General features: G+C 41.9%; 29 protein-coding genes. 6 read left to right on the top strand and 23 right to left on the bottom strand.

Translation table 11 applies throughout. The features are described from left to right. Positions 1 to 3: 3 nt before the first annotated feature. The 11 genes from NST56_RS13775 to NST56_RS13825 form a co-directional block, all read right to left on the bottom strand. The gene (locus NST56_RS13775; RefSeq protein ID WP_339177176.1) at positions 4 to 1,062 is read right to left on the bottom strand and encodes a hypothetical protein; all 1,059 of its coding nucleotides are present in this window, start codon (positions 1,060 to 1,062) and stop codon (positions 4 to 6) included. Between the two features lie 67 nt (positions 1,063 to 1,129). Further along, complete coding sequence (locus NST56_RS13780; protein WP_339182231.1) at positions 1,130 to 2,260, bottom strand: M14 family metallocarboxypeptidase; 1,131 nt, start codon at positions 2,258 to 2,260, stop codon at positions 1,130 to 1,132. Positions 2,261 to 2,341: 81 nt separating this feature from the next. Then, positions 2,342 to 4,258 carry an LTA synthase family protein gene (locus NST56_RS13785; RefSeq protein ID WP_010334938.1) on the bottom strand — a complete coding sequence of 639 codons (1,917 nt, stop codon included), beginning with the start codon at positions 4,256 to 4,258 and terminating at the stop codon, positions 2,342 to 2,344. 116 nt (positions 4,259 to 4,374) lie between these two features. Next, on the bottom strand, positions 4,375 to 5,340 hold the full coding sequence (gene glcK, locus NST56_RS13790; RefSeq protein ID WP_268451127.1) for a glucose kinase GlcK: 966 nt from the start codon (positions 5,338 to 5,340) through the stop codon (positions 4,375 to 4,377). 17 nt (positions 5,341 to 5,357) lie between these two features. Continuing rightward, positions 5,358 to 5,567: a YqgQ family protein gene (locus NST56_RS13795; protein WP_024122057.1), complete on the bottom strand. Its 210-nt coding sequence runs from the start codon at positions 5,565 to 5,567 to the stop codon at positions 5,358 to 5,360. 130 nt (positions 5,568 to 5,697) lie between these two features. Beyond that, on the bottom strand, positions 5,698 to 7,218 hold the full coding sequence (gene yqgP, locus NST56_RS13800) for a rhomboid protease YqgP (RefSeq protein WP_339177180.1): 1,521 nt from the start codon (positions 7,216 to 7,218) through the stop codon (positions 5,698 to 5,700). An 88-nt stretch (positions 7,219 to 7,306) separates the two neighbouring features. Then, positions 7,307 to 7,480, bottom strand: a complete 174-nt coding sequence (locus tag NST56_RS13805; protein ID WP_032731265.1) for a hypothetical protein — start codon at positions 7,478 to 7,480, stop codon at positions 7,307 to 7,309. A gap of 62 nt (positions 7,481 to 7,542) precedes the next feature. Next, positions 7,543 to 8,106, bottom strand: a complete 564-nt coding sequence (locus tag NST56_RS13810; protein WP_168748245.1) for a 5-formyltetrahydrofolate cyclo-ligase — start codon at positions 8,104 to 8,106, stop codon at positions 7,543 to 7,545. Between the two features lie 82 nt (positions 8,107 to 8,188). Next, the gene (gene rpmG, locus NST56_RS13815; RefSeq protein ID WP_003153056.1) at positions 8,189 to 8,338 is read right to left on the bottom strand and encodes a 50S ribosomal protein L33; all 150 of its coding nucleotides are present in this window, start codon (positions 8,336 to 8,338) and stop codon (positions 8,189 to 8,191) included. Between the two features lie 93 nt (positions 8,339 to 8,431). Further along, a complete protein-coding gene (locus NST56_RS13820) occupies positions 8,432 to 9,508 on the bottom strand; it encodes a glycosyltransferase family 4 protein (RefSeq protein ID WP_168748246.1) in 1,077 nt (358 codons plus the stop codon). Continuing rightward, positions 9,505 to 9,975, bottom strand: coding sequence for a hypothetical protein (locus NST56_RS13825; protein WP_244956460.1), 471 nt, complete (start codon positions 9,973 to 9,975; stop codon positions 9,505 to 9,507). Before NST56_RS13825 ends, NST56_RS13820 begins: the two co-directional genes overlap by 4 nt. A gap of 179 nt (positions 9,976 to 10,154) precedes the next feature. Here NST56_RS13825 and NST56_RS13830 point away from each other — a divergent pair, with 179 nt between their 5' ends. Both NST56_RS13830 and NST56_RS13835 read left to right on the top strand, forming a co-directional pair. Next, positions 10,155 to 10,508 carry a hypothetical protein gene (locus NST56_RS13830; protein ID WP_010334943.1) on the top strand — a complete coding sequence of 118 codons (354 nt, stop codon included), beginning with the start codon at positions 10,155 to 10,157 and terminating at the stop codon, positions 10,506 to 10,508. Beyond that, positions 10,505 to 10,969 carry an endolytic transglycosylase MltG gene (locus NST56_RS13835; protein WP_010334944.1) on the top strand — a complete coding sequence of 155 codons (465 nt, stop codon included), beginning with the start codon at positions 10,505 to 10,507 and terminating at the stop codon, positions 10,967 to 10,969. The genes NST56_RS13830 and NST56_RS13835 overlap by 4 nt, the downstream gene beginning before the upstream one ends. A gap of 31 nt (positions 10,970 to 11,000) precedes the next feature. On the opposite strand, the gene pstB (NST56_RS13840) is transcribed toward NST56_RS13835, so the two are convergent. The 9 genes from pstB (NST56_RS13840) to NST56_RS13880 form a co-directional block, all read right to left on the bottom strand. Beyond that, the gene (gene pstB / locus NST56_RS13840; protein WP_229146846.1) at positions 11,001 to 11,783 is read right to left on the bottom strand and encodes a phosphate ABC transporter ATP-binding protein PstB; all 783 of its coding nucleotides are present in this window, start codon (positions 11,781 to 11,783) and stop codon (positions 11,001 to 11,003) included. Between the two features lie 10 nt (positions 11,784 to 11,793). Continuing rightward, positions 11,794 to 12,603 (bottom strand): phosphate ABC transporter ATP-binding protein PstB, encoded by an 810-nt coding sequence (gene pstB / locus NST56_RS13845; protein WP_026014743.1) that lies wholly within the window; start codon positions 12,601 to 12,603, stop codon positions 11,794 to 11,796. A 20-nt stretch (positions 12,604 to 12,623) separates the two neighbouring features. Further along, positions 12,624 to 13,508 (bottom strand): phosphate ABC transporter permease PstA, encoded by an 885-nt coding sequence (gene pstA, locus NST56_RS13850; protein WP_339177197.1) that lies wholly within the window; start codon positions 13,506 to 13,508, stop codon positions 12,624 to 12,626. Further along, positions 13,508 to 14,437 carry a phosphate ABC transporter permease subunit PstC gene (pstC, locus tag NST56_RS13855; RefSeq protein ID WP_010334948.1) on the bottom strand — a complete coding sequence of 310 codons (930 nt, stop codon included), beginning with the start codon at positions 14,435 to 14,437 and terminating at the stop codon, positions 13,508 to 13,510. The genes pstA and pstC overlap by 1 nt, the downstream gene beginning before the upstream one ends. Positions 14,438 to 14,505: 68 nt before the next feature. Continuing rightward, positions 14,506 to 15,408, bottom strand: a complete 903-nt coding sequence (locus NST56_RS13860; RefSeq protein ID WP_010334949.1) for a phosphate ABC transporter substrate-binding protein — start codon at positions 15,406 to 15,408, stop codon at positions 14,506 to 14,508. Positions 15,409 to 15,561: 153 nt separating this feature from the next. After that, entirely contained in the window at positions 15,562 to 17,712 is a 2,151-nt protein-coding gene (gene pbpA, locus NST56_RS13865) for a penicillin-binding protein 2A (RefSeq protein WP_168748250.1), read from the bottom strand. A 112-nt stretch (positions 17,713 to 17,824) separates the two neighbouring features. After that, positions 17,825 to 19,117 carry an MFS transporter gene (locus NST56_RS13870; RefSeq protein WP_010334951.1) on the bottom strand — a complete coding sequence of 431 codons (1,293 nt, stop codon included), beginning with the start codon at positions 19,115 to 19,117 and terminating at the stop codon, positions 17,825 to 17,827. Between the two features lie 107 nt (positions 19,118 to 19,224). Beyond that, the gene (gene sodA / locus NST56_RS13875; protein ID WP_010334952.1) at positions 19,225 to 19,833 is read right to left on the bottom strand and encodes a superoxide dismutase SodA; all 609 of its coding nucleotides are present in this window, start codon (positions 19,831 to 19,833) and stop codon (positions 19,225 to 19,227) included. 177 nt (positions 19,834 to 20,010) lie between these two features. After that, complete coding sequence (locus NST56_RS13880) at positions 20,011 to 20,493, bottom strand: DUF456 domain-containing protein (protein ID WP_010334953.1); 483 nt, start codon at positions 20,491 to 20,493, stop codon at positions 20,011 to 20,013. Positions 20,494 to 20,622: 129 nt separating this feature from the next. Here NST56_RS13880 and NST56_RS13885 point away from each other — a divergent pair, with 129 nt between their 5' ends. From NST56_RS13885 to ispG, 3 genes are all read left to right on the top strand, one after another. Continuing rightward, the gene (locus NST56_RS13885) at positions 20,623 to 21,384 is read left to right on the top strand and encodes a DUF1189 domain-containing protein (RefSeq protein ID WP_168748251.1); all 762 of its coding nucleotides are present in this window, start codon (positions 20,623 to 20,625) and stop codon (positions 21,382 to 21,384) included. A 97-nt stretch (positions 21,385 to 21,481) separates the two neighbouring features. Next, positions 21,482 to 21,781: a LysM domain-containing protein gene (locus NST56_RS13890; RefSeq protein ID WP_168748252.1), complete on the top strand. Its 300-nt coding sequence runs from the start codon at positions 21,482 to 21,484 to the stop codon at positions 21,779 to 21,781. 133 nt (positions 21,782 to 21,914) lie between these two features. Further along, on the top strand, positions 21,915 to 23,033 hold the full coding sequence (ispG, locus tag NST56_RS13895; RefSeq protein ID WP_229147570.1) for a flavodoxin-dependent (E)-4-hydroxy-3-methylbut-2-enyl-diphosphate synthase: 1,119 nt from the start codon (positions 21,915 to 21,917) through the stop codon (positions 23,031 to 23,033). Between the two features lie 25 nt (positions 23,034 to 23,058). Here the strand turns inward: ispG and NST56_RS13900 are convergent, their stop codons facing one another. After that, positions 23,059 to 23,448 carry a DUF308 domain-containing protein gene (locus tag NST56_RS13900; protein WP_081720839.1) on the bottom strand — a complete coding sequence of 130 codons (390 nt, stop codon included), beginning with the start codon at positions 23,446 to 23,448 and terminating at the stop codon, positions 23,059 to 23,061. A gap of 131 nt (positions 23,449 to 23,579) precedes the next feature. On the opposite strand from NST56_RS13900, the gene NST56_RS13905 reads away from it, so the two are divergent. Continuing rightward, on the top strand, positions 23,580 to 24,161 hold the full coding sequence (locus tag NST56_RS13905) for a nucleotidase (RefSeq protein WP_010334963.1): 582 nt from the start codon (positions 23,580 to 23,582) through the stop codon (positions 24,159 to 24,161). A gap of 43 nt (positions 24,162 to 24,204) precedes the next feature. Here the strand turns inward: NST56_RS13905 and NST56_RS13910 are convergent, their stop codons facing one another. Then, a complete protein-coding gene (locus NST56_RS13910; protein ID WP_010334964.1) occupies positions 24,205 to 24,642 on the bottom strand; it encodes a Fur family transcriptional regulator in 438 nt (145 codons plus the stop codon). 141 nt (positions 24,643 to 24,783) lie between these two features. After that, on the bottom strand, positions 24,784 to 25,665 hold the full coding sequence (locus NST56_RS13915) for a YitT family protein (protein ID WP_010334965.1): 882 nt from the start codon (positions 25,663 to 25,665) through the stop codon (positions 24,784 to 24,786). Positions 25,666 to 25,697: the final 32 nt, after the last annotated feature.

Below are 25,697 nucleotides of genomic sequence, written 5' to 3' on the forward strand. Positions count from 1 at the left end.
TAATTATTCCATCTCCTTTTTATCAATGATGATTGGCTTTATTTCATGTGATTTCAATGATATCATGCGCTCAAAATGAAACCCGTACAACGCATATTTTCCGTTCGGGGATACTTGTATGGGCTCCATTTCAGGCAAAGTAAAAAGATCCTGCACCTTTCCCGATTTCATATCAATCGCTGACAGCTTATATGCATCCCCGCTTTCTTTAAACGTATAAAACAGTCCGCCAGCCTCATCATAATCATACTCCATCGGAGCCAGGCTTGTATATTGGGTTTGGAGCGGCCATTCCGCTGTAACTGCTTCACCATTCGATTGCGGTGATGTAAACTCATACAAGCCGTTCTCTCCGGAACCTGCTTTGACGGTAAAGCTCATATCATGAAAAGAATCAAAGTAAAGGACACCCTCCTCCAGCTTTTTCTCCTTTTCAGAAGCAATATCATACGTATACAAAGGGCCTTCTTTATCGTTTCTTCCCTCTTTTAGATAGTCAAATGTGTTTTTTGAGGTCCAATGGACAAACGGAACCTGTATTGGACTTAAAGCAGACTTGTCTTTTTTTGCATCCACGTAATATGTATTGAAGTTCCAGTTTTCAGTGAATACCGTAACCATCATTTGATACGGATCATACTGATTCCATGCTGCCTCCAGCTCATACGTTTCGTATTCTTTCTGGTACAGCGTCTCCCCTTTCTGATTCAGCAAAACTACTGCTGTCTGTTGGCTATGCGTGATCTGCAGCAGAATCATCTGTTCTTTGGGATTGATTTGAACATCAACGATTTGACCATCCGTCTGATAGAGCTTTTCCGTTTTGCCATTAAAGATTTGATATGCAAGAAGCTCTGTTTTTGTCGGATTTGAGGCTGTATACAGAATTGTGTTGTTATTGAGCCAGCCTTCCGCTCCGTCCGCTTTTCCTGCTGGCAGCGGAACAATCTCTTTTTCCTCACTTTTTGCCGTCGCTGCCTGTTTTTGCTGCTGATGAGACGGTTCGCATGCCGATAAACAAACTAACAATGCTGACAGCAGAATCAAACAAACTGATCTCATCAGCCTCCCCCTCCGATCATATTTATTGTCCCATATTTGATACGGCACGAAAAAGAAAAAGTTTCAGTTAGTCAAGAAAAAATAACGACCTCCATAAGATCCCGCTTGTCGCCTGATAAATCTGTGTAAACTGCTCAAACGGCAAGGGATTTTGACCTTTTCCGAGTTCCACCGTATAACCTTCTTTAAAATAGTGATGAATAAACCAGTCACGGAATCCCGCATAGCTGTCAATATCCTTGACTCCTTTATAAATGTTTCCGCTTATCGTCTCAAAATCCTTTATTACAGAAGCCGATTCTTCGGGCTCAAGGCCTTTATATCCCCAATAGATTTCTTCTCCCTGAGTGTGAAGGGCCAGCAGCCTGTCAGGCGGATCCGCCGTTATCAGCTGCTGCATCGCAATGGATTCCGGCTCCGTGAGCGGAGAAGTTCCAGGAAAATCTCGGTAGCTGGGCATTTTCGGTTTGCGGTATTTTTCAATTTCCCATAAAGACGGGAATTGTTTATTTAAATCAACGCCGTTAATATTTGCCTTCCATTCATTAAAATCCGGACGATGGCAGTTTAGTCTTTCAAGTTCATCTCTCCTGTCTCCCATGCCCGCTGACCCGTGTAAGACAAGATCAACACCATCCGGATTCACAAGAGGAACAAGAGACAGAGAGGTTCGGCTGAACAACTCCAAAGGAGTAAAGCCAAAAAAATTAGTATTATGACATAAAGAGAGGCAATATTCCTTCAGCCATTTCAGCAGTACAGACGTGGTAATCCACTCATTCGCATGAAACGATGCATTCATGTGAACTTTTTTGGAGGTATGCTCGCCCCCAACTGTAAGCTCCCAGATCGGCCTGCCCAAAACGGAACGTCCGATTTCCCGGCATGAAACAAACGGAAACACATTGACTATTTTTTTTATTTCCTCTTCGACAGCAAGAAAGTCATAGATTTTTTCCTGCTCCAGCCAGTTGTCAGCAGGCTGCAGCTGCAGCGGGTGTAAAAAGCGCTTTACTTCCTGAATGGATTGAAGCTCCTTATCATTGCCTTCTTCAATCTTATAACCAGGACAGTACAATTGATGTTTTTGTGCTGTTTGATTGGCATTTCTAAGCAATGTCTCATCTATCTTCAGTTCTCTTGCCACTAAAGCCAAATTGTGTTTAATCTCAGGTTTTATCGTAATAAACGCCATCATCATCCCCCTTTTTGTTACTATATGACGGCGTTTTTTAAAAAAGAAAGCCTCCCGCGTTTTTTGATACGGGAGACTTTGTGATCATGAAGCCTGATCAAGAATTTGTTTTTCTTTTCTTTTTGACGAATTGTCCAGCCTTTCCTGATCATAAAATCGCAACAAATCTCCGTAAATGATTTCATCGGAAAGTGAAAGCTCCTGCTTCGCTTTATCTGCAAATGTTTCACATTGCTTTGCCTCTTTCAAAGGCTTTCCTGTCGCTTTGTCATAACATAGACCGTCAGTATACACGATTTGGTCTGTGATAAAGCTTCCATCACGCAGCACTGTAAAGTCCAGTTTATCGTCAGAAAGCAGATCGTTGCCGAATTGAATGAGATTCTTTGTATCAATACCTAACAGATTCATCAGCGTCGGCCGGATATCGATTTGTCCGCCTACCTTGTCAATCGTTTTCGGCTTCTTGTCTGTAATTCCAGGAATATGAACGACAAACGGCACTTTTTGGAGCTGCACTTCTTCAAATGGTGTAATTTCTTTCCCTAAGAATTGCCCCATCGCTTCATTATGGTTTTCCGATATCCCGTAATGGTCACCGTATAAAACAATAATGGAGTTATCATATAACCCATCTTCCTTCAGCTTTTCGATAAACCGTTTCAGCGCCTCATCCTGATAACGCACAGTCGGGAAATACTTGTTTAACGTTTGGCTGCTTGAATCATATTCCTCAATCAATTTGTCCTCTTCATCAAGATCAAACGGAAAGTGGTTCGTGAGTGTAATCAGCCTAGAGTAAAACGGCTGAGGCAGGTTTTTCATCAGCTCTGAAGACTGTTCAAAAAATTCTTTATCCTTCAGCCCCCAGCCGACTGAATTATCGTCAGTAACATCATACGATTCAATATCAAAAAATGAATCATATCCAAATGAATCGTACATTAAATCGCGATTCCAAAAGCTTTTATTATTGGCATGGAGCACCGCTGAATAATATCCGTTATTTTTGAGAATCTCAGGCGCGGCCATGTATTGATTGCCCGCATTTGTAAAGAACACAGCGCCTCGTCCAAGCGGATAAAGCGAATTGTCCACGATAAATTCAGAATCAGAGGTTTTCCCCTGCCCGGTTTGGTGGTAAACATTACTAAAGTGATAGCTTTCTTTTATAAAATCATTCAAAAACGGGGTGATTTCTTTTCCGTTCACCTTTTCATTGATCACAAAGCTTTGCGTCGACTCTAGAGATACAAGTATGACGTTTCTGCCTTTTGCGGCGCCAAATAAGTTCTTATTGGCATCTTTCGCATTGGCTGTGACATAGTTTTCGATTTCCGTCAGGCTGTTGCTGTCAGCCAGCGCTCTTTGTGCGGATTGCTTCGACTGAAGTACTCCGTCATAAATATGAAAATTAAACAGGCTGATATTTTTAACGAGCATTTCTCTGTCAAATGAGCGTGTCAATAGCTGCGGCCGTTCTGCCTCAGACAGACCTAAGTTGAAGAAATAAACGGAAGCCACAAACAAAAAATATGCCGCCCGTTCATTTTTCGTGGAGGGGATGTCTGATTGAAAGGCTTTTTGACGCATATGAAGCCATATTAAAATCACGATATCTACAGCCAAAAGGAGGTCTGTCGGCTCAAGAAGCGTTCCGATGCTGCTTCCCAGATCACCCATATTGCTCGTTTGAAAAAGAACCGGAATCGTTAGGAAATCATTGTAAAAACGATAAAAAACCATATTCGCCAGCAAAACAAACGTGACAATACAACTCATGGCAATAATGTAACGATTTCTGTTTCTTCCCTTTAAAAACAGGCTGAAGCCAAAAATAAGCAGCAAAAAGCTCAATGGGTTGATAAACAGAATAAATTCCTGCGTAAGATTGTCAATTTTAATATGAAAACTGGTTTTGTAAACAACATACGTTTTCAGCCACATCATTAAAATGGCAATCAGCATAAATGAAATCATCGAAAAAAACGTTTTTCGCATTTCAACCTCCTATGCAGCACGCTCAAAAAAATCAGTCTATTCTCAACATTCTCATTAACACATCAAATTAAATCTTAACCTGAACATAACAAAAAATCAATTTCATTTTCACAAATTTAACAATTTTGGTGTTTCAGCCATTCATTCTTAGCGATCCAAGCTCCTCCGATAACGCCCGCATCATTTCCAAGCGCCGCAATAGATATATCAGCCGCTTCCGCAGCGCGCGGAAAGGCACATATACGGAATGTTTTTTCGACTTTGGATCTCAGCAATTCTCCGGCTTTTGAAACGCCGCCGCCGAGAACAATTTTTGACGGATTAAGCGAGCTGGCCAGATTGCCAAGCACCAGGCCGAGATGCTTTGCTACATAATCGACAACTTCGAGAGCTAATTCATCATTTTCATTTGCAGCTTCAAATACATCTCGAGCCGTTAAATGCTCAGATGCTTTTAATTGTGTCGGCTTTTTAGCTTCTGCAATTTTCTCTTTTGCAATTCTAACAATGCCAGTTGCCGACGCGATGGTTTCAATACAGCCTGTTTTACCGCAGTTGCACGGCGCCCCGCCTTCAGGGATGCTGCAAATATGGCCGATTTCTCCGCCAGCGCCATTTATTCCGTGCACAATCTCCCCATTCACAATAATACCGCCGCCAACTCCTGTACCTAGCGTAACGAGAATGACGTCTTTTGCGCCGTCACCCGCCCCCTTCCACATTTCTCCGAGCGCGGCAATATTCGCATCATTTTCTATAACCGCAGGGATGCCTGTTTCCGTTTCCAGATGATTTTTTAAAGCATAGTTTTTCCAGCCAAGATTCACTGTTTCATAAACGACCCCAGTTGCCATATCTACTGGCCCTGGTGCGCCCATTCCTATATATTTGACGATGTGCTTTGGTTTATGAAGCTCATCCAGCTTGCTGTCAATCGCTTTTGCTATTGTCACGGTAATGGTATCACCGGACTTATCGGTCGGCACTTCCCATTTATGCTGAATCTCTCCATATTGATTAATAAATGCGAGTTTTATCGTCGTTCCTCCAAGATCAATGCCCGCAAACCATATCTCGTCCATTTTTATCACCTTAACCTTTACGTAAATCTCTTTCGTTTCTTTGTTTGTTCCAGCTCTTTATGAAGGACAGCTGCGGCTTTAGCCCACTGCTCCTTCTCAATCATATGATTTATATATAGTTCCTTTAATTCATCGAGCATAAACTCAATTTCAAGCTCCCTGTCACCAAAGTAAACAATGTGTCCAAATGTTTTTAATAGCTGCTGTACATCATAAAATGTATTCATATTCCTCACCATTCTTGATCTTAACTATCAATAGCGTAGTCATAAAGAACCCGCCAGTCAAGAAGAAAACGCTGACAAAAATACCCGGAATTCATTCCTTGGCAAATTCAACGCTTTCTCATCTAGTCATTTATTCTTGTTTATTTTCAATTTCCTGCTGCAGTTTTTTGTAATGCTCTTCCTTCGGCTCCAGCTTTACAGCGGTCCTGATTGCCTTGTCAGCTTGACCAAGTTCATTTTTTTCCGCATACAGCAATGCTAAATAGTAATAGGACGTATGGTTTTTAGGCTCTTTTTGCACAGCTCTTTCTAAAAGAGAAATCGCCTGATCATATTCGCCGATTTGAATATCAGAAACGGCCAGGATTTTCAGAAGATCAGCTGAAGCGTCTTTCTGCTCAGCTTCACCGTTCAGCAGTTCGGTTACTTCTTTATATTTTCCTTCCTGATAAAGCTCATTTGCCTGCCGGATCAGCGCTGTCTCCTGATGGGACGGTGAATGCAATCCGTAATAGAGAAACCCGCCGGCCAGGGCAACCAGCAGAATCGCTGACACCAATTTTTTGCCCAAGGCTTTTGTTTTTGGCAAACCAAGTGCTGCCGCAGCAAGAAAACCGCCGACCAAGCCGCCAATATGCCCTGAATTATCAATATGCGAAACCGCAAAGCCAAAACCCAGGTTTATCAGGATAATAACAATAATATTTGTGCCTATTGTTTTTAGAAACATTTTTCGATTTGACACAGCTACATACAGCAATGCGCCTAAGCAGCCGAATATGGCGCCTGAAGCACCGGCTGAAGGATAAGGACTGAACACGAAGCTGGCGATCGATCCTGTGATACCCGCCGCCAAATAAATCAGCAAGAATCTTCCTGATCCATACATGCGCTCAACAGCGGTTCCGACCGACCATAAAGCCAGCGTGTTAAAGGCTAAATGCGCAAGGCCGATGTGAAGCACAATCGGCGTCAGCAGGCGCCACCATTCTCCGTCTGCAATCAGGCCGTTTTCCTTAGCGCCGAAAGCAACAAGCGTCTCCGTATTGGTGCTTCCGCCGTTTATTTCGAGCAGGAAAAACATCACGAGCTGCAGCGCGATGAACAAATATGTAAAGATCGGCTTTCCGTTCTGGAAAAACGCCGCTTCTTTTTTCCGCTGTTCTTCTTGTTTCTGCACTAGTGAAAAAAAGCGTTCTTTTGCCATTTGGGCGTGTTCCAATGAGTCTCGGTCTTCTGTCCATTCAACAGCTTCAAATGATGGAAAAATGGCTTGCAGATCTTCATGAAGTGACGTACCAGTCACAAGTGCAGTTTCAACGGATACCTGTCCTTTTTCAAAAGGCTTGTCGGCGATTTCCTGCCAGTCATCGACAGGTGCTTCCGCTGAGATCAGCACATTCAGCAGCTTCAAATGCCGCTTGCCGATAGACTTCCTGACATGCTCTATTCGCTCCGCCTGCACTTCTATGTCCCTTGCAATTTCTTGGCGAAAATCAATATTCTGTTTAAAGAGGCGAACCAGATCATGAGAGGATTTGTCCGGTGCTTCCAGCCATATTTCATCAGATTCACCCGATTGTATGACGCCATACCCTCTCCTTACTAAATGCGCCGCGACATTCCAATATGTATACTCCAACAAATACATGTTTACCGCTCCAATGGTTTTTTTTCATTATAACAGCTGGTGCTCTTGACGCCTACTAAAAGCAAAAAATCCCGTGAAAACGGGATTTTTAAAAAGCTTGCTGTATAAACTTATTGCGGATAAATGGAATTTTTAAAAAAAGATGAATAAAGGACCGTCTGATCCCAGGCTGGCTGAGTACGGTATTCATGAGACGGTAACGGTTTTGGTAAAACATCACGGCAGAAACAGCGCAAATGGCATAGATCATAAATTTTTTCATTATATCCCTCCTGCCATTAGGGTTTGTTATTCTTTCTGATTTATTCTTGATGAAGGGACGAGCTATGAAAAACAAGAAATGATTCGACCCTCAGTAACCAGCATTTGAACCGGGATATCATGTGACAGATGCGGCACGTGATCATACAGCTGGCATTCTAAAAGCAAAGAGACTGTGTTTCCTTTATAATCACTTAAATAACGATCATAATAACCGCCGCCAAAGCCAATCCTATAGCCGTCAGGATCAAAACATACGCCAGGCACGATTATCAAATCAATCTGTGATTGGTACACTTCATGCGTTTTCTCAATGATCGGCTCCTGAAGTCCGGCGTAAACCGTTTCAAGCTGATCATCCGCTTGAAATGTGCGGAACTGCATCCTTTTCGTATCAGGATCACACTTTGGAATACAAACTTCTTTCCCTTCCCCCCAGGCTTTTTCGATGATCGGCCGTGTCGGTACCTCCAGCCCTCTTGAAATGGTGACGGCTATGGTGCGGGCATTCTGCCATTCTGGGAGAGAAAATAAACGCTCGTTGATACACGCAGTTTTCTTAGACCATTCTTTACTTGTTATCGCTGATACATTTTCCATTGTCTTTTTTCTTAATTGTGATTTCATTTTTATCCCCCTCGGAATAGAAAAAAGCCAGAACCTTTTTCAAAGCTCTGGCTTTTTTCTTACACCTCAAACAGCTATGCTGTTATTTTGTTTCACGGTGTAACGTAGATTTTTTATCACGTGGGCAATATTTTTTAAATTCAACGCGGTCTGGATTGTTGCGTTTGTTCTTTTTAGAAATATAGTTACGCTCACCACATTCTGTGCAAGCCAAAGTAATATTAACGCGCATTGTTTTCCCTCCAAACTAAATATCATTTACTTATTCAGACTTATATATAATACCACTATAATGGACGGAATGCTAGGATGTTTTTCAATGAAATCATGAATTATTGGATAGACGCTGATAAAGCTGTAAATAGGATGCTGTGATGATCTGTGGATGATGCAGTTTCATCACCCGTTCTCGGCCCGCTTCTTTTATCCGGCAGGCGTTTTCTTCATCTATTAATACGTTGTGAAGCCTATCCGCCGCTCCCCGTTCTTGCGAAAAATCAGCTGCAATTGCAGTTTTGTTATGAACGGCAAAGTCACAAAAACCGCCCGACTGCGGTACGGCTGTCAGCACGCCTTGTTCCATGCTTTCTTGTGCAGCGAGCCCAAAGGGTTCATAAAAGCTTGGGAAAACAGCCATTTCACATTGAGACAGAAACGTCACGATTTCTCTTCTATTTAAAAAAGGATAAAACATTACACTTTCCTTTATGCTCAACTGCTCAGCCAGTTTCTTATAGGATGCCAATAACGGCCCTTGTCCGGCTAGCACCAACTGAAGGTCAGGCCGGCATTTGTTCAGAATAGAAAATACCTTCAACAGCTGTGAAAACCCTTTTTCCGGAACAAACCTTCCAAACGAAAACAAGTATCTTTTATGTATCAACCTTTCAGCTAGACCTATTTTCGCCTCCAGTGACAGAGGGCTTGGGATGACGGTTATTTTTTCACGAAACGGATACGCCTTACTAATCGATCTCTTCATAAAAGTGCTTAACACAATCAATTCATCGGAAATGTCGATGAGGAGCCGCTCCGTCAGCAGCCTGTACGGATGAGGCATTTCTTTGCACACCTGCTTCCTTCCGCTTTCAAGCCCGTGGATCGTTGCAGCAAGCGGAATGCTGAGCTGCTTTTTCAAATAATGAGCGGCAGGGGCCGTCATGTCATCATGGGCATGAATCAGATCAAAGCGTTTATTGCATGACAACACTTGCTGAACCATTCTAACATTGACATCAGCTATAAAGTCTTCAACATTCGCATAGGAACATAGCTTCCTGCTTGGAGCGCAGACTGTTATGTTGATATGCGGATTTAAATAGGATATAAGACGGCTTAAATGAACACCAAGCCCGCTTTTCGGTTTATAAGGATGTTCGAATGAAAGCATAAGGATGTTCATTTCTCTCTTCCCTCACTGCGATAGCAGGTGTAAGCAGAAAATTGCTCCTCCCACCTGGTATGTGCTTCTGCATTGCGAAAACTGTTTATGTCGCTGACACCGTTTTCTGCAAGTAAGGTGTCCTCTGTTTCAGCTAGTTTGAGAGAAACATTCATTGAATTCAGTATTCTGTATTCAGCACGATACAAAGCATGACCAGGCACCTGAACAATGAGCCATTTCCCTTTATCCCGTTTTATGCGTTTCGTCCTGACAGCTTCTATACCGTTTCTTTTCATAAAAATACGAATTTCTTTTATCATGTCGGGCGTTTTTTCGAAAAGTACGGTTTCTGCCAGTTTCATCGTCTCAACTGACAGATTCCATCGGACTGTCAATGTGTGAGAGTTTTGGATATTCATGTCGAATACGTCCCTAAAAAAAGGAATCCCACTTCGAATGTTATAAGGAAATGAGTGTTGGTCCATAGGCTTCTCACAATCTCCTTTCCTTCCATTGGCTCGGTGATCCTATTAAACCATTACACATAAAGGAAGAAAAGAAAGATTTCTCGACAAAAACTCGTTTTTTTCGCGAATTCCTTTAGAATCCACTTGTTTTATGGTATAAAAAAGAAGGATAAAAAAAGAATAGAAGGTGATGAAACGTGGAAATTGCTATTATTGCGTTGTTTATCGTCAGTATAGCGCTAATTGCATTCTCATATTCTCAACGAGATCCGATGAAAGATGTCGAGCAGGAGCTTGAAACATTGCAGCTTTCTGCTATGCAGGAAATTTATAAGCTCAAAAAGAAAATGACGGTGCTTGAGGAAGAATTACTTGAAACAAACCTTGTGATCCGCAAAGCAAAGAACAGCGGCATCAATCAAAAGATCGCCAAGCAAATACTTTCTAAATATAATAATGGCATGTCAGCTGAAGCAATTGCTAAAGCTGAGCATGTATCAGTAGAAGACGTGAATACGATTATAAAAGATAATGAGAAGGTGCTCGTATGACAAAACGAGGCATTCAGGCATTTGCCGGCGGTATCATATTAGCGACAGCCGTTCTCGCAAGTGTTTTTTATCTGACAGATGAAGATCAAGCAGCTGCTGTAAAAGAACAAAAAACAGTAACCGAGCAAGACGTAAACAATTATCTCGATTCTAAAAAAATGGTTTCTGTTAACCGTGATGAATATCAAAAGCTTCTCGACTCAAAAGAGAAATCTCTGAGCGATGACAGCAGCTCAGACTCGAAAACAGGCAAAGTAAAAACGTACAAGCTTATCATTAAAGACGGCATGAGCACCGCAGATGTATCAGCTATTCTTGAAAAAGAAGGCATTATTGCTTCAGCTGAAGACTTTAATGACTACGTGATAGACGCGGGGTATCACAAGGAGATCCGTGCCGGTGAATTTAAAGTAAAATCAGATATGAGCTTCAAAAAAATCGTTAAAACATTAACACGATAAAAAAACAGGCTATGTTAACAGCCTGTTTTTTTTATCCGAATTTCCCTGTAATATAATCGAGTGTTCTTTGATCTCTCGGCTGAGAGAACATTTTATTTGTATTGTCGCATTCAACAAGCTCACCCATGTAGAAAAATGCAGTTTGATCAGAAACCCTCGCTGCCTGCTGCATGTTGTGCGTCACGATAACGATGGTGTATTTATTTTTCAGCTGAAGAATGAGCTCTTCAATTTTTCTCGTCGAAATTGGATCTAACGCAGATGTCGGCTCATCCATCAGCAAAATATCAGGGTTTGTCGCAAGAGCCCTGGCGATACAGAGACGCTGCTGCTGACCGCCTGATAATGAGAGTGCAGATGAATGCAAACGATCCTTCACCTCATCCCACAGCGCCACGTCTTTTAATGACTTTTCTACAATGTCTTGCAGCTTCTTTTTATTTTTGATGCCGTGGACTCTCGGTCCGTAAGCGACATTATCAAAAATTGATTGCGGAAACGGGTTTCCTTTCTGAAATACCATGCCGATGTTTTTTCTCAAATCTACTATATCGACTTTATCTTTTAAAATGTTGCTGCCCTTATAGTTCAGCTCACCTGCAAGCTTTACATTCGGCGTCATTTGAATCATTAAATTCAATGTTTTAATAAATGTTGATTTGCCGCATCCTGACGGCCCGATAATCGCCGTAACTTCGTTTTGATTAATGCTCAAATTGATATTTTTTAAGGCATGGTTTTCTCCATACCATAAATTCATTCCGTTGACTTGATAAACTTCCTGTTTCTTTACAGCTTCGGTAGCAATACTCATTGCCGCCCTCCTATCCGAATTTCCCGTTAATGTAATCCTCTGTTTTTTGCTGCTTCGGACTTGTAAAAATTTGTTCGGTCTGTCCGTATTCAACGATTTCGCCGTTTAAAAAGAAAGCCGTCCGGTCAGACACCCGCAGAGCCTGCTGCATATTATGAGTGACAATGATAATTGAGTATTCGCTTTTCAATTCCGTAATCAATTCTTCTATTTTCGCATTTGAAATCGGATCAAGCGCTGAAGCAGGTTCATCAAGAAGAAGAACGGCCGGCTTCATTGCAAGCGTTCTGGCAATACATAAACGCTGCTGCTGACCGCCTGATAACGAAAGCGCGGATGAATGCAAACGGTCCTTTACTTCATCCCAGAGCGCCGCTTTTGTTAAGCTTTCTTCCACGATGTCGTCTAGCACTGCTTTGTTCCGCTCACCGGCATATTTTAATGCATGCGTGATATTATGGTAGATCGATTTCGGAAATGGATTCGGCTTTTGGAAGACCATGCCAATTTCTCTTCTTAAGCTGACAACGTTTATATTGCTTCCCAGTATATTTAATCCTTCATACAAAATTTCACCATCGCTTCTTGCAGAAGGAATTAAGTCATTCATTCGGTTAATATTTCTTAAAAAAGTAGATTTGCCGCATCCTGACGGCCCGATCAAAGCGGTTACCGCATTTTTTTCAATCTCCATATTCACATCACGAACAGCCTGTTTGTTTCCGTAGAAAATAGACAGATCCTTCACCTCGAGCACATTTTGCTGCTGAGGAATCATTCCCACTCTCTCAGGCTTTTCTTTTACCATTTGTTCAGACATTGTTTTCGCCTCTTTCCGGTCTAATTTGCCGTAAGCTTTTTATAGATTATTGTTCCAAGCCATCTCGCCGCGAGATTGAAGACAAGAACTGAAATCACCAGCACTGCAGAACCGCCGTTGGCAATCGCTTCAGCATCCGGAATCATCCCTTGCGTATTTACGTTCCAAATGTGGACCGCAAGTGTTTCAGCGGGTCGGAAAATATTAAGCGGCGATGTTTCAGAAAACGGATTCCACTCTGCAAAATTGAGGCGCGGCGTTGTAAGTCCTGCTGTAAATAATAAAGCCGCTGCTTCTCCGAACACCCTCCCTGACGCTAAAATGGCACCTGTGATGATGGAAGGGATTGCGCTTGGTATTAATACGGTTTTTACGGTATGCCAGCGAGAAACACCTAGAGCGAGCGATGCTTCCTTCAAATCTGTAGGGACTGAACGGACCGCGTCTTCTGTCACACGTACCATAACTGGAAGGTTAAATACTGTTAATGCCAACGCCCCGCCTATGATCGTATATCCCCAGCCTGTCAGGTTAACAAACATCAGTAATCCGAACATTCCAATGACAATGGACGGAAGAGATGAAAGGACCTCAATACATGTTCTGATAAAATCTGTCACTTTGTTGTTAGGCGCGTATTCCGCCATGAACACGCCGCCGCCCACTCCGAGCGGGATGGTAATCAGCATCGTGATAAACAAAATATAGAAGGAGTTAAACAGCTGGTCTCGTATTCCGCCTCCTGCGGCGATGGCGCTGGATTTTGTCGTAATAAAGTCTAAGCTGAGCTGAGAAACACCGTTAATAATAATATAGGAAAACAAACCGACTAGAATCGCGGCCATAATGGCTGCGCATAAACCGAACATTCCAGTCGCCAGTTTATTAGTTAATTTGCGGTTCATTACACTTTCCTCCTAGATGACAAGTAGCGAATAAGCAGGATGAACAAGAATGACATCACCAGCAACACAAGTCCCATTGACCACAGCGTATTATTTTCAACGCTTCCGTATGTGGTATGGCCCATATTCAGCGTAATAATGGTTGTCAATGTTCCTGCGGTGTCAAGCAGACTTTCAGGCAAAACTCTTGTATTTCCAATCACCATTTGAACAGCCAGAGCTTCACCAAACGCACGCGCCATACCTAGGACAACGGCAGTCATTAATGTCGGAAAAGCTGCAGGGATGAGTACTTTTCTAATGGTCTGCCATCTTGTCGCACCGAGAGCGTAAGAACCTTCTCTTAAGCTTTTCGGAAGTGATGCCATCGCATCAGCTGAGATAGATGTGATCGTCGGCAGAATCATAATGGAAAGTACAATCGTTCCCGCCAATAAACTGTGTCCTGTTCCGCTCGTTTTGAACTGAGCAATAAAAGGCACCAAAACTGTAAGACCTATGAATCCATAAACAACAGATGGGATGCCGACCAATAATTCGATCACCGGCTGCAGCACTTTCTTTCCCCAATTCGGCGCAATTTCCGTCATAAAGATCGCACCTGCTATACCGAGTGGGGCAGCAATGAGAGCGGAGAGAATCGTTACTGCAAATGAGCCAAAGATAAATGGCAGCACTCCGTATTTCGGATCAGAATCTGTAGGGTTCCAATTCAGACTGGTTAAGAATTCAATTGGGCTTACACCATTTACTAGAAAAGATTGCAGCCCCTTAATACCGAGGAAAATGGTGATTGCCACAGATGCCGCTATCATTATAAGCGCGCAGGCTGTCACGATCATTCTTCCCCGAATTTCATCCAATTGCCGGTTTTGCCTTGAGCTGATTAAACGTTCGCTCACAGACATATTTTCTCTATTGTTTATCATCGTTTTACACTCCTATGAATGTGTTAAGAGGAGAAACGGAAGTCTCCGCACTCCTCTTTTTATTTAGATCAGCTTTGCTTCCCTTTGGCATCGCGAGTCACTTTCATGTCAGTAACCGGAATGTACCCTTGGTCAGTTACAATACTTTTTTGAATGTCTTCACTTTTTAGATAATCAAGAAATTCTTTCGCTAGATCTTTCGCTTCGCCTTTTGTATAAGAATGCTGATAAGCCCAGATCGGATACTCGCCAGTTGTAACGTTTTTCGCTTCTGGCTTCACTCCGTCAATGGATAAAGCTGTTACTTTGTCATCTGTTAAATATGAGAATGCAAGATATCCAATCGCTCCCGGAGTGTCAGCAATGATTTTTTTCACAGTGTTGGAAGAATCCTCAGTAATGCCTTCTGCCGGTTCTTCTCCGTCAAGCGCGTATTTTACAAATGTCGCACGTGTACCTGAAGAATCAGGACGGTTTACAAGCGTAATTTTTTGGTCCTTGCCGCCAAGCTCTTTCCAGTTTTTGATTTTGCCAGTGAAGATTTTTTTCAATTCATCTTTTGAGATATCTTTTACACCTGTATCAGGGTTTACAGCCGCTGCCATACCGACTACTGCAACTTGATGATCGACAAGCGCTTTTGCGTCGATGCCTTCTTTTTCTTCAGCAAAAACATCTGAATTTCCGATTTGCACAGCCCCTTCAGAGACCTGAGAAAGCCCTGTTCCAGAACCCCCTGCTTGTACCTGTATATCAGCATCAGGGTTTTCTTCCATAAATTTTTCTGCAGCTGCAAGTACTAATGGCTGCATGGCCGATGAACCAGAAATGGTTAAAGAACCTGATGCCTTTTCTTCTCCTTTTGCAGAGCCGCTATTTGATTTTTCACTATCTCCTGCGTTTCCGCATGCAGCTGCAACCATCATAAAAGCAGCCATTAGAAGCATAAGCACCAATTTGTTTTTTTTCATTTCCTGAATTCCCCCTGCGTATAATGTGTAATTTGTCCTACACGTTTAGAGTAAAGGTTCTATGTAAAATAGGTTTAAATCGAATGTTAAGGTTTTGTAAATCCGTGCATTTTTTTGTATAAAAAAACGCCCACATGATGTGGACGTTTCTGTTTAGTTAGCAGAAGACGAGGTGTTTTCTGCTTTTTCTTCGATTTTGTCTTTATTCTTTTGCTGAGTATCTTCTTTGTCCTGCTTCGATTTCAGCTCAAAATATTTATCCAATACTTCTCTGCCGATTTCGTTGGTAATGGTATATTTAGCGCTGTAATCTACATAAGCCCAAGGAACTACAACAGAGATGGCAACCTCAGGGTTATCAGCAGGCGCATAAGCAACAAGTGTCGTATTATAAGTACCTTCACCTGTTTTTGATTTATTTGGTCCGTCATAGAACGATTGCGCTGTTCCTGTTTTAGCAGCAGGCTTATAAGATGCTGAAGCAAATTGACTTGCCGCCGTTCCTTTAGTGGCGACTCGTCTAAACCCGGCTTGAACTTCTTTAATGTACTCGCCTTTCATATCAACTTTATTCAGCACTTCAGGCTGAACAGATTGTACAACTGCCCCGATTCCTTTTTCAGCGTCAGGTTCCCTTACTTCTTTTACAAGCTGAGGTTTCAAGCGGTATCCACCATTTGCGATTGTTGATACATATTGTGCCAGTTCGAGCGGTGTATACGTATCATATTGGCCGATAGCGTAATCTAGCAAGAATCCCGTCAATCTGCTTGTTCCTTTATAGCCTGTCATTTCATTTGGAAGGTCAATCCCAGTTTTGACACCAAGTCCAAATTGACTGAAATAATTCCGGAATGTATCAAAAGCCGTCGTATCAATTGGTAAAGCTTGATGCGGTTTATATTCACCTTTTCCAAGTGCGATTGCAGTTTTAAACATGAATACGTTTGAAGACTGCTCTAAGGCTCTTTGAATATTAACAGGTCCTAAAGTAGTCCACGATTTTTTGCCGTTTTTATCCTGACCAATATATAATGGTTCATCCTGAAAGACTGTATTCAGATTGATGGCACCAGTTTGAAGACCTGTCAGTACAGTTGCGCCTTTGACAGCTGACCCCATAGCATAAGATGACGTCATATTTCCCAGTGCGTAATCGTCAATTTTATATTTTCCATTTTCTGTTTTAATCTGCTTACCCGCCATCGTCAGCACTTCACCGTTTCTCGGGTCCATCATGACGACAAATGCCCGGTCTAACAATTCAGTACTTGGTCTTGCTTTAGCAGATTTGAGATTTTTTTCGATAATTTTTTCAACTGATTTTTGCAGGTCAATGTCAATCGTAAGCACGAGATCTTTACCGGCTTTCCCTTCAGAAACGGTCTTCGTTCCCGTTACATTGCCGTTTGAATCTGTGATATTTTCCACCTTAGCTTTTTGGCCCTGCAAAAGGCTTTCGTATTGATATTCCAGATAACTTTTTCCAACCCTGTCGTTTCTACTGTAGCCAAGCGATAAATAATGGTCGAGCAGATTTGACGGTAATCCTTCATCAGAGCTGGAAACACTTCCGAGCACTGAGCGAAGAAGATTTTTGTACGGATATTCACGTTCCCAGTCTGACGTGACATCAACACCCGGCAGTTCATCTAAATGTTCACTCACAACTGCCATTTCTTTCGCTGATACATCTTCATTTTTGATGTATTGCGGTGTTAACGCATATCCGGAGTCCATCTGTCTTTTAATGGCGAGAATCTGCATGTCTTTATCAGTCAATTCATTCAGCTGCTTATCGGTAATCCGTTTCAGCTGGAGCTGATATAAATCATCATCTGATAATTTTTTATTTTCTACCTGCTGTCTTTCCTTAGAAGTAATCAGCTTTTTCGCTTCTTTTGGTCTTGTCAAAATCCAATAATCTTTTTTATCCCGTTCTGTTACTTTTTTTGTATCGACTTTAATCATATCCGCCAGCTTCTTTGCGATTTTCAAACGCTGTTCTTGCGTTGTAGATTTAGATCTCGTGTATGTAATCGCATTTAAAGCCTTATTTGTCACAATGGCATTGAAATTTCGATCATAGATTTTCCCGCGCGGCACCGCCGAGCTGACTTCACTTTGTTCCTGCTGATTGGCTTGATTTTTGTAATCATCGCCTTGAACGATCTGCTTAATGCCAAGCTCCACAATAATCCAGGTGAAAATGACAAAAGCGGCCAAAAATAAAATATTCAGCCGGATCGGAAGCGACTTCTTTTTCTCTTTATGATTTTGCTTTTTTTGTTTATTTCTCCTCATAACATCACCTTTTCTATTTACAGAAAGAAAAGACACTCAAGTAAGAGTGCCATTTTTCATTTTAAAGGTTTTTTCGACTTTTTTCTACAGATAACCCCTTTTTGCCAAAAAATTATCTTTGGCCCTTTAAAAGGTTCGGTTCAGTCACCCGGCCCTGGCCGTCTTCTTCCATAGTTTCATTTTCCTCATCTTTCTCTTTAAAACGAATATCCTTGACAAAGTAATAAATCAGCGGATGTCCGATGCCCAAGATGGCAAGCGACAATGGTATACCTATATCTTCTTTTAAAAGGGCCACGATAAGGAGAAAGCATAAAATCGAAACAATTCTGCCGGCGTTTAGAAAAAGTTCTCTCAGCACGATATATTCAATTCTCGCTTTTCTGGCATGCCTGGCCCGGCCTATGACATCATATGTAAGCGATACATAAGGCACGAGCAAAAGAGGATAGCCGATCGCTATAAACACACCGTACGTCAATAATGTCGTAAAACTCATATGAAAGAGTATTAAAAACAGCGCACCATACAGAATAAGGCCGCCAAGCAAAATTGATTTTTTACGGGCCTTTTTCTTGATCAGCCTTGATGCAAAATAATAGGCAAAAAAGGAAACAGCTGAGTTGACGAGACCAAAGGTTCCGAGAGCCAGTTCGCTGTTTGTCTCAATAAACACAAAAACACTGATTAGAAAGACGAAAATCCCTTCTCTCAAGCCCTGAAAAAAATGCGCATTTGTAATCCGCCGCCAATTCATATTCGTGTGGCGTTCTCCAAATACCTTACTCAGCATAAAATGGCCCTTTGATTCTCTCCGTTTTAGGAAGAAGCTCATCACGACAGCCAGTGCAAATAAACTGAGGGAGAGACTGAAAATGACAGTGTAACCCGTATTATTTTCAAGTCTTGAGATGACAAATCCTGCAACAATCGGACCAATCATTCCTGCGGATGAGGACAGGATGCCCATAAAGCCGTTGAAAAAATCCCGCGTATCAGGCTCTGTTATTTCAAAGGTGAGCACATTAAACGCGAGCCAGTAAAATCCATAGCCTACTCCGAGCACCGCTCCGATGAGAACAAGACGTGATGCAGCCGTTTCCCCAGCCAGCAGCACACTTAAATAAAATGCTGCTAAAAAAATCACTCCGAATCTGAGAATGAAAACCCTGTCTATTTTTTTGGCTAACCGGCCAGCTAAATAAAATGTTATCGGCTGCATCGTCACAATCGATAAGTTGTATATCGCCAAGTCAATAAATTTTCCTGACTGCTTCCAGAGATACACATTCACAAATGTATTGGACAGCGCAATTCCTAACGAGTAAAGACCGCCAACGGTCAGCAGAAGGAGTAATCCTTTATTTACATCTACATCGCCAATTACCTTTTTTAGTTTGCTCATTACTGACTCCCCTTTACTACCCCTTAGTCTGTCTCACTGAAACGGAGATATGTAAAGAGAAGACATAAAAAAACAAGGCCCTTTTATGAGGACCTTGTTTTGCGTTATTATTTTGCTTCGCTGTAAAGACGAGCAACTTCGTCCCAGTTTACCACATTCCAGAAAGCTGAAATGTAATCAGGACGGCGGTTTTGGTAGTTCAGGTAGTAAGCATGCTCCCAAACATCAAGACCTAGGATAGGCGTTTTGCCTTCAGAAAGCGGAGAATCTTGGTTTGGCGTGCTTGTGATTTCAAGTTTGCCGTTGTTTACAACAAGCCATGCCCAGCCTGAACCGAAACGTCCAGCTGCTGCTGCAGCGAATTGTTCTTTGAATTTGTCAAAGCTTCCAAATACACTGTTGATCTCTTCAGCAAGCTCGCCAGTTGGCTCGCCACCGCCGTTTGGAGATAAAAGTGTCCAGAATAATTTGTGGTTCGCATGTCCGCCGCCATTGTTGCGGACTGCTGTGCGGATGTTTTCAGGAACAGAATCTAAATCTGCAACAAGCTCTTCAACTGATTTGTTTGCAAGAGCAGTGTTTCCTTCAACCGCTTTGTTTAAATTTGTAACGTATGTGTTATGGTGCTTCGTATGGTGAATATTCATAGTTTCCTTGTCGATATGCGGTTCTAAAGCATCGTACGCATAAGGTAGTTCTGGAAGTTCGTAAGCCATGATAATTCCTCCTTAATATATATGTACTGAAATGCCGCTTTACAGCGAGCCTTTCTTCATTCAATGTAACAAAAGAACGCCATGTAATCAATGAAAAAGCTCACAATTTGGCTATTTCAGCAGACATATTTCACTTTAACCGTTACTTTGTCACCTTAAACCTCCTGAATGGCATCTTTAAAGAACAGTCCATAAAAAATATCCGATCATTAGAAGCTGAATAATTCCCTTTGCAATGACACCCGTTAAAAAGCCGATCAATGAGCCTAGCCCAATTTTAAACGCTGATTTTACATCTTTTTGATGTACGATAAGCTCTGCACAAACAGCCCCGATAAACGGCCCTAGTATGATTCCTGCAACCGGAATCACAAATGGTCCGATTAACAAACCGATCGTACTTCCCCAAATAGCAGCTTTGCTTCCGCCGAACCTTTTTACACCAAGCAGGTTGGAAACATAATCTGCAGCGAATAATACTGCGGCGAATACAGCTTCAACCAGCCAGAACATATAGGAATACGGACTGAAAGAAAACAAAAATCCGTATAATACAAAACCGGCTACAATAAATACAACACTTGGAATAACAGGGTACACAAGCCCGATAAAAGCAATGATAAATAGTGCCGCGATCAACAGCCAATACAAAATATCCATAGTATCCATCCTCCTCAATATGCTTACATCTCTGATCTTACACTTCTGCCAATGCAGGTCTTCCTTGTATTCAAACGCAGGCAGCGATACAATAAGCAACATATATTGTATAGCTAGGAAGTGAAGACAGTGAATGTATTTCAGCTTTTCATCAAAAGTACATACTCTCCACGGGATATTGCAAAAACAAGATTTCAAGGAATCGGAAAAGCGATTCTTTATGTATTTTTGCTCTCTGTCCTTTTTGCGATCCCCACTGCTTATTATGTAAGCTCAGGGACCGTCCAATCTATGAACGGCTTTAAATCCGTTTTAAACAAAGATTTCCCTGATTTCACAATTTCAAACGGCAAACTTCAAACAGATGAAAAAAAAGCCACAGAATCAAAGGCAAACGGCTTTGTCATCGTGTTTGATCCGACGGATGCATATGGCACAGAACAAATCGAAGCAAAGCAAAACGCAATAGGTATACTTCAGGATAAGTTTGTTTTGGCCATTGACGGACAGGCCCAAGAGATGGCTTACTCAATGATGCCGTCAGATTTAACAAAAAAAGATATCACTGCAGGGTTAAACCAAAATAAAGCGATGATTGTGACTGTTCTTTCAGTACTCATTTTTCTCGTGACAGCGGCGGGAAAATTTATTGAGGTATCTTTCTTGGCGCTTATCGGGCTAATCATAAAGAACGCTCAGCAAAAGCAGCTGTCCTACCAGCAGCTATGGAAGCTTTCTGCTTACTCCATCACCCTTTCAACGATATTTTTTACGATTATGCGTGCGTTAGAAACAACGGTGCCAAGTGAATTTTTAGTCAACTGGTTTGTTAACTTTGTCATCCTGTTTCTCGTTTTAAAAGAGCTCCCGTCCAAAAAAGCTGCTGCTTAATTCGGAGACTGCCTTTGCAGTCTCTTTTCTTTTGTCATGAATGATAACGGACAAGCATACAATGTTATAAAAATGTTGTATGCGGGAGGCAAAGTCAATGAAACGTCTCACTTTTGTATTCGGCATTCTCTTTATCCTTTTTATCCTTTTTTATGATCTTAAAATTGGAACGATCCCTGTTCAAAACCTCCCTGTTTATAAAGCATCGGCAAAAACAACTATGCAGGAAACAGCATATAAAACGGTAACGGTAAAACCGGGTGACACGGTCATGTCAATTGTCGGGTCTGCAAGTTCCCCTGACGATATTGTAAAGGATTTTGAAACGCTTAATCCAAATGTAAAAGCCAATACGATTCAAGCAGGAACAGCATACAAATTCCCGGTCTACCCATAATTAACGTTAATTTCTTGTCAGTTCGGCGAATACACTGTTACAATATAATTTGTAAAATACATTGACATACACCATACTAGGTTTATTCTAGAAGCGGCAACTACAATTAAGGAGCGATTGACAAGTGAGTGAAATCACCCATCGTACAAAAACGCGTCCCGTTAAAGTGGGACCTTTAACAATAGGCGGTAACAATGAAGTCGTTATCCAAAGCATGACAACAACCAAAACACATGATGTAGAAGCAACGGTTGCGGAAATTAACCGGCTGGCTGAAGCCGGATGCCAAATCGTGCGGGTGGCTTGTCCGGATGAACGGGCGGCAAACGCCATTGCGGATATTAAAAAACGGATTTCCATTCCGCTCGTCGTTGACATTCATTTTGATTATAAACTTGCGTTAAAAGCCATTGAAGGCGGCGCAGATAAAATACGAATCAACCCAGGCAACATCGGGCGCCGTGAAAAAGTCGAAGCGGTCGTTAAAGCGGCAAAAGAAAAAGGGATTCCGATCCGAATCGGTGTAAACGCAGGTTCATTGGAAAAACGGATTTTAGAAAAATACGGATATCCGACAGCAGACGGCATGGTAGAAAGTGCTCTTCATCACATTAAGATTCTTGAAGATCTTGATTTTCACGATATTATCGTCAGCATGAAGGCTTCTGACGTAAACCTTGCCATCGAAGCTTATGAAAAAGCGTCAAAAGCATTTGATTACCCGCTTCACCTCGGCATCACCGAGTCAGGTACGCTGTTTGCCGGTACAGTAAAAAGCGCAGCAGGACTTGGCGCGATTTTAAGCAAGGGCATCGGTAACACCCTGCGTATCTCATTAAGTGCAGACCCAGTAGAAGAGGTTAAAGTAGCGAGAGAGCTATTGAAATCCTTTGGTTTGGCCTCTAACGCTGCAACTCTCATCTCATGCCCGACTTGCGGCCGTATCGAGATTGATTTGATCAGCATCGCCAACGAGGTGGAAGAATATATTTCTAAAGTGAAAGCGCCGATTAAAGTCGCCGTTCTCGGATGTGCGGTAAACGGCCCGGGTGAAGCGAGAGAAGCTGATATCGGCATTGCTGGAGCACGCGGCGAAGGCCTTCTGTTCCGAAAAGGAAAAATTGTCCGTAAGGTTCCAGAAGAAACAATGGTTGAAGAACTGAAAAAAGAAATCGACATACTTGCTGAAGAACACTACGCAAAGCTTGAGGCTGAAAAAGCGAACTTAAATGAAGAAACACAAAAAGCTTGACGGGAACCCGTCAAGCTTTTTTGTATTAGAAAAATGGAATAATAAATATTCCAAGCACTAATGAGACAACACCAATCCCCATAGCCCATGCGCCCAGGCTTTGGGCTCCTCTTCTTCTTGCGATATAGCCGACAATAATACCGGCAGCTCCCAACAAAACAGGAAGAACAAACAATGAAATAATGGACAAGGCTAAAGCGATATACCCTATTCCCCGTCCTTCATTGACATTGCTGCCGCTGCGGTCATTCCCTTGGTCATCGCTTCGGTCAGAAGCACGGAAAGGCTCTGCAATTTCAGCAGCTGTTTCCTCAAAAAAACCATCATTGTCGCGGGTAATATTTGTTCCTTCAGAACCATGATCTACATAGTAACTGTTGTTATCACGTTTTTCGTAATCGTTTGCCACCTTCAATTCCCCCTTCTGTTTTATAAAGGAGCTTTTATAGTTTGATCCATTTTTCCCGATTCATGTTTGCTAAACTTTTCTGGTAATGCTAATTGTTTATGTTACACTTGAAAGGATGAAACTGAAGGAGTGTGGGCATGTTACGTTTAGGAATAGATATTGACGGCACAATCACGGCTCAGGATACATTCGTCCCTTATTTAAACCGCTCGTTTAATCTTTCCATTTCATTAAACGATATGACGGATTATGATTTAACAAAACTGTTACGTATTACACAGGACGAATTTTGGGATTGGATGAATCAAAATGAAGCGACGATATATAAAGAAGCACTTCTTGCGCAGCATGCAAAACAGTCCCTTGACCTCCTCAAAGAGGAGCACCGGCTGATTTATATTACGGCGAGAAGGACTCATTTAAGCGATATTACGTACGAATGGTTTGACAGACAAAACATCCATTATGACCACATAGAGCTTGTGGGCGGGCATCATAAAGTCGAAGCGGTCAAAAAACATGACATCGACTTGTTTTTTGAGGATCATCATGGAAACGCAATGATGATTGCAAAAGAAGCTGGTATACCGGTGATTTTATTCAATTCGCCTTATAACCAGCTTCCGATTGATTCAAACATCATTAGAGTTAACAACTGGCTCGAAGCGGTTCAATGGATAAATGAAAATAAACATTCTTTCATACGTGTGAAAAATTAAAAAAGGAGCCTGATCAGGCTCCTTTTTCTCTATCCTTTCACTCTCATGCAGAGGGTTGATCTTGCTTTTCCTGTTCACAGCTTGGGCATGTCCCGTAAATCTCAAATTTATGCCCGCTGATCTGATAGCCATCTAAGTCATCATAGAGCTTATCCATCGGACAAGACTCAATCTCCTTTGTTTTGCCGCAAGCCAGGCAAATAAAGTGATGGTGATGATGAGTAAATGAGCATTTAAATCGGAACAGCTTTTCACCGGAAAGTTCAGTCGTTTCCAAAATACCTAGCTCTTCATACAAAGATAGGTTTCTGTAAATCGTATCAAAGCTTAACCCGGGATAATCATCATTTAGTGCAGAAAGTACATTTTTAGCGGTCAGATACCTGTCCGAATCAGCAAAAAGCTGAAGCATATCTTCCCGTTTGCTTGTATATTTATATCCGTTTTCTTTCAGTAAGTTCAGCGCTTCTTGTACGTTCATGAAGGGCCCCCCTTTTCGCTTTGCTTAAGAACGAACGTATCTTAAATATCAAAAAGAAAATGGCAGCTGTCTGACCAGCAAGCCATTTTCTTAACTACTGATAAAATTATACCCATAAAATGAATAAAAGTAAATGAAAGCCTAGTGGATTGCGGTTTTGAATTTGCCGCCCCTTGTTTCATGAGTATTCATAATTGTAATAAAGGCATTATCATCGACTTCAAACACAATGGATTTGAGCTTAGTCACTTCCAGCCTTGTGACAACTGCATAAATCACATCTTTTTCCTCGTCTGTATAGCCGCCTTTTCCCTTCAGCTTCGTTGTTCCGCGTCCGAGACGGTGTAATATTGCGTCGGAAATCTCATCATACTGGTCCGAGACAATAATCACAGCTTTTGTTTCATCAAGCCCTTGGATGACCGCATCAATGGTTTTCATGGCAATGTAGTAAGTCATGAAAGAATACATAGCTTGCTCGGGACCGAACACAAAACCGGCCCAAATAAAGATAAATACATTGATAAGCATCACAAATTCACCAACTGAAAACGGCAATTTTTTCGTTAAGAGTATACCGAGAATTTCTGTGCCGTCCATTGAACCTCCGTTACGAATCACCAGACCCACGCCAAAGCCGAGCAATAGACCTCCGAATACTGTAGCCAGAATAGGCTGTGTCGTAATGGCTTCTACGTGGTGAAGCGAGGATTCGATTAAGGCAAGGCCGACGATCCCGATAACAGTAGAGACGAGGAAGGTCTTACCGATATATTTATATCCGAAGATCATAAAAGGAATGTTTAAGATGACAACAAAAACAGCGAAATTCAGAAAGGGGTTTGACATAAAGAGGTGGTCTAAAATAAGTGATACACCGATAATGCCGCCATCAATAAAATCATTGGGGACTAAAAATAATTCAATACTCACCGCCGCAGACGCAGCTCCGATCAGAATCATGATGACCCTGAATATAAAGTGGGTAAATGATTCTCTTTTGTGTTGTTTTGTTGGGGTCATAAAATCTCCTTTCCTGCAATAACTATTTTAAA

This window comes from Bacillus sp. FSL R5-0560, from assembly GCF_037966305.1.
GTDB classification, from domain to species: domain Bacteria; phylum Bacillota; class Bacilli; order Bacillales; family Bacillaceae; genus Bacillus; species Bacillus mojavensis.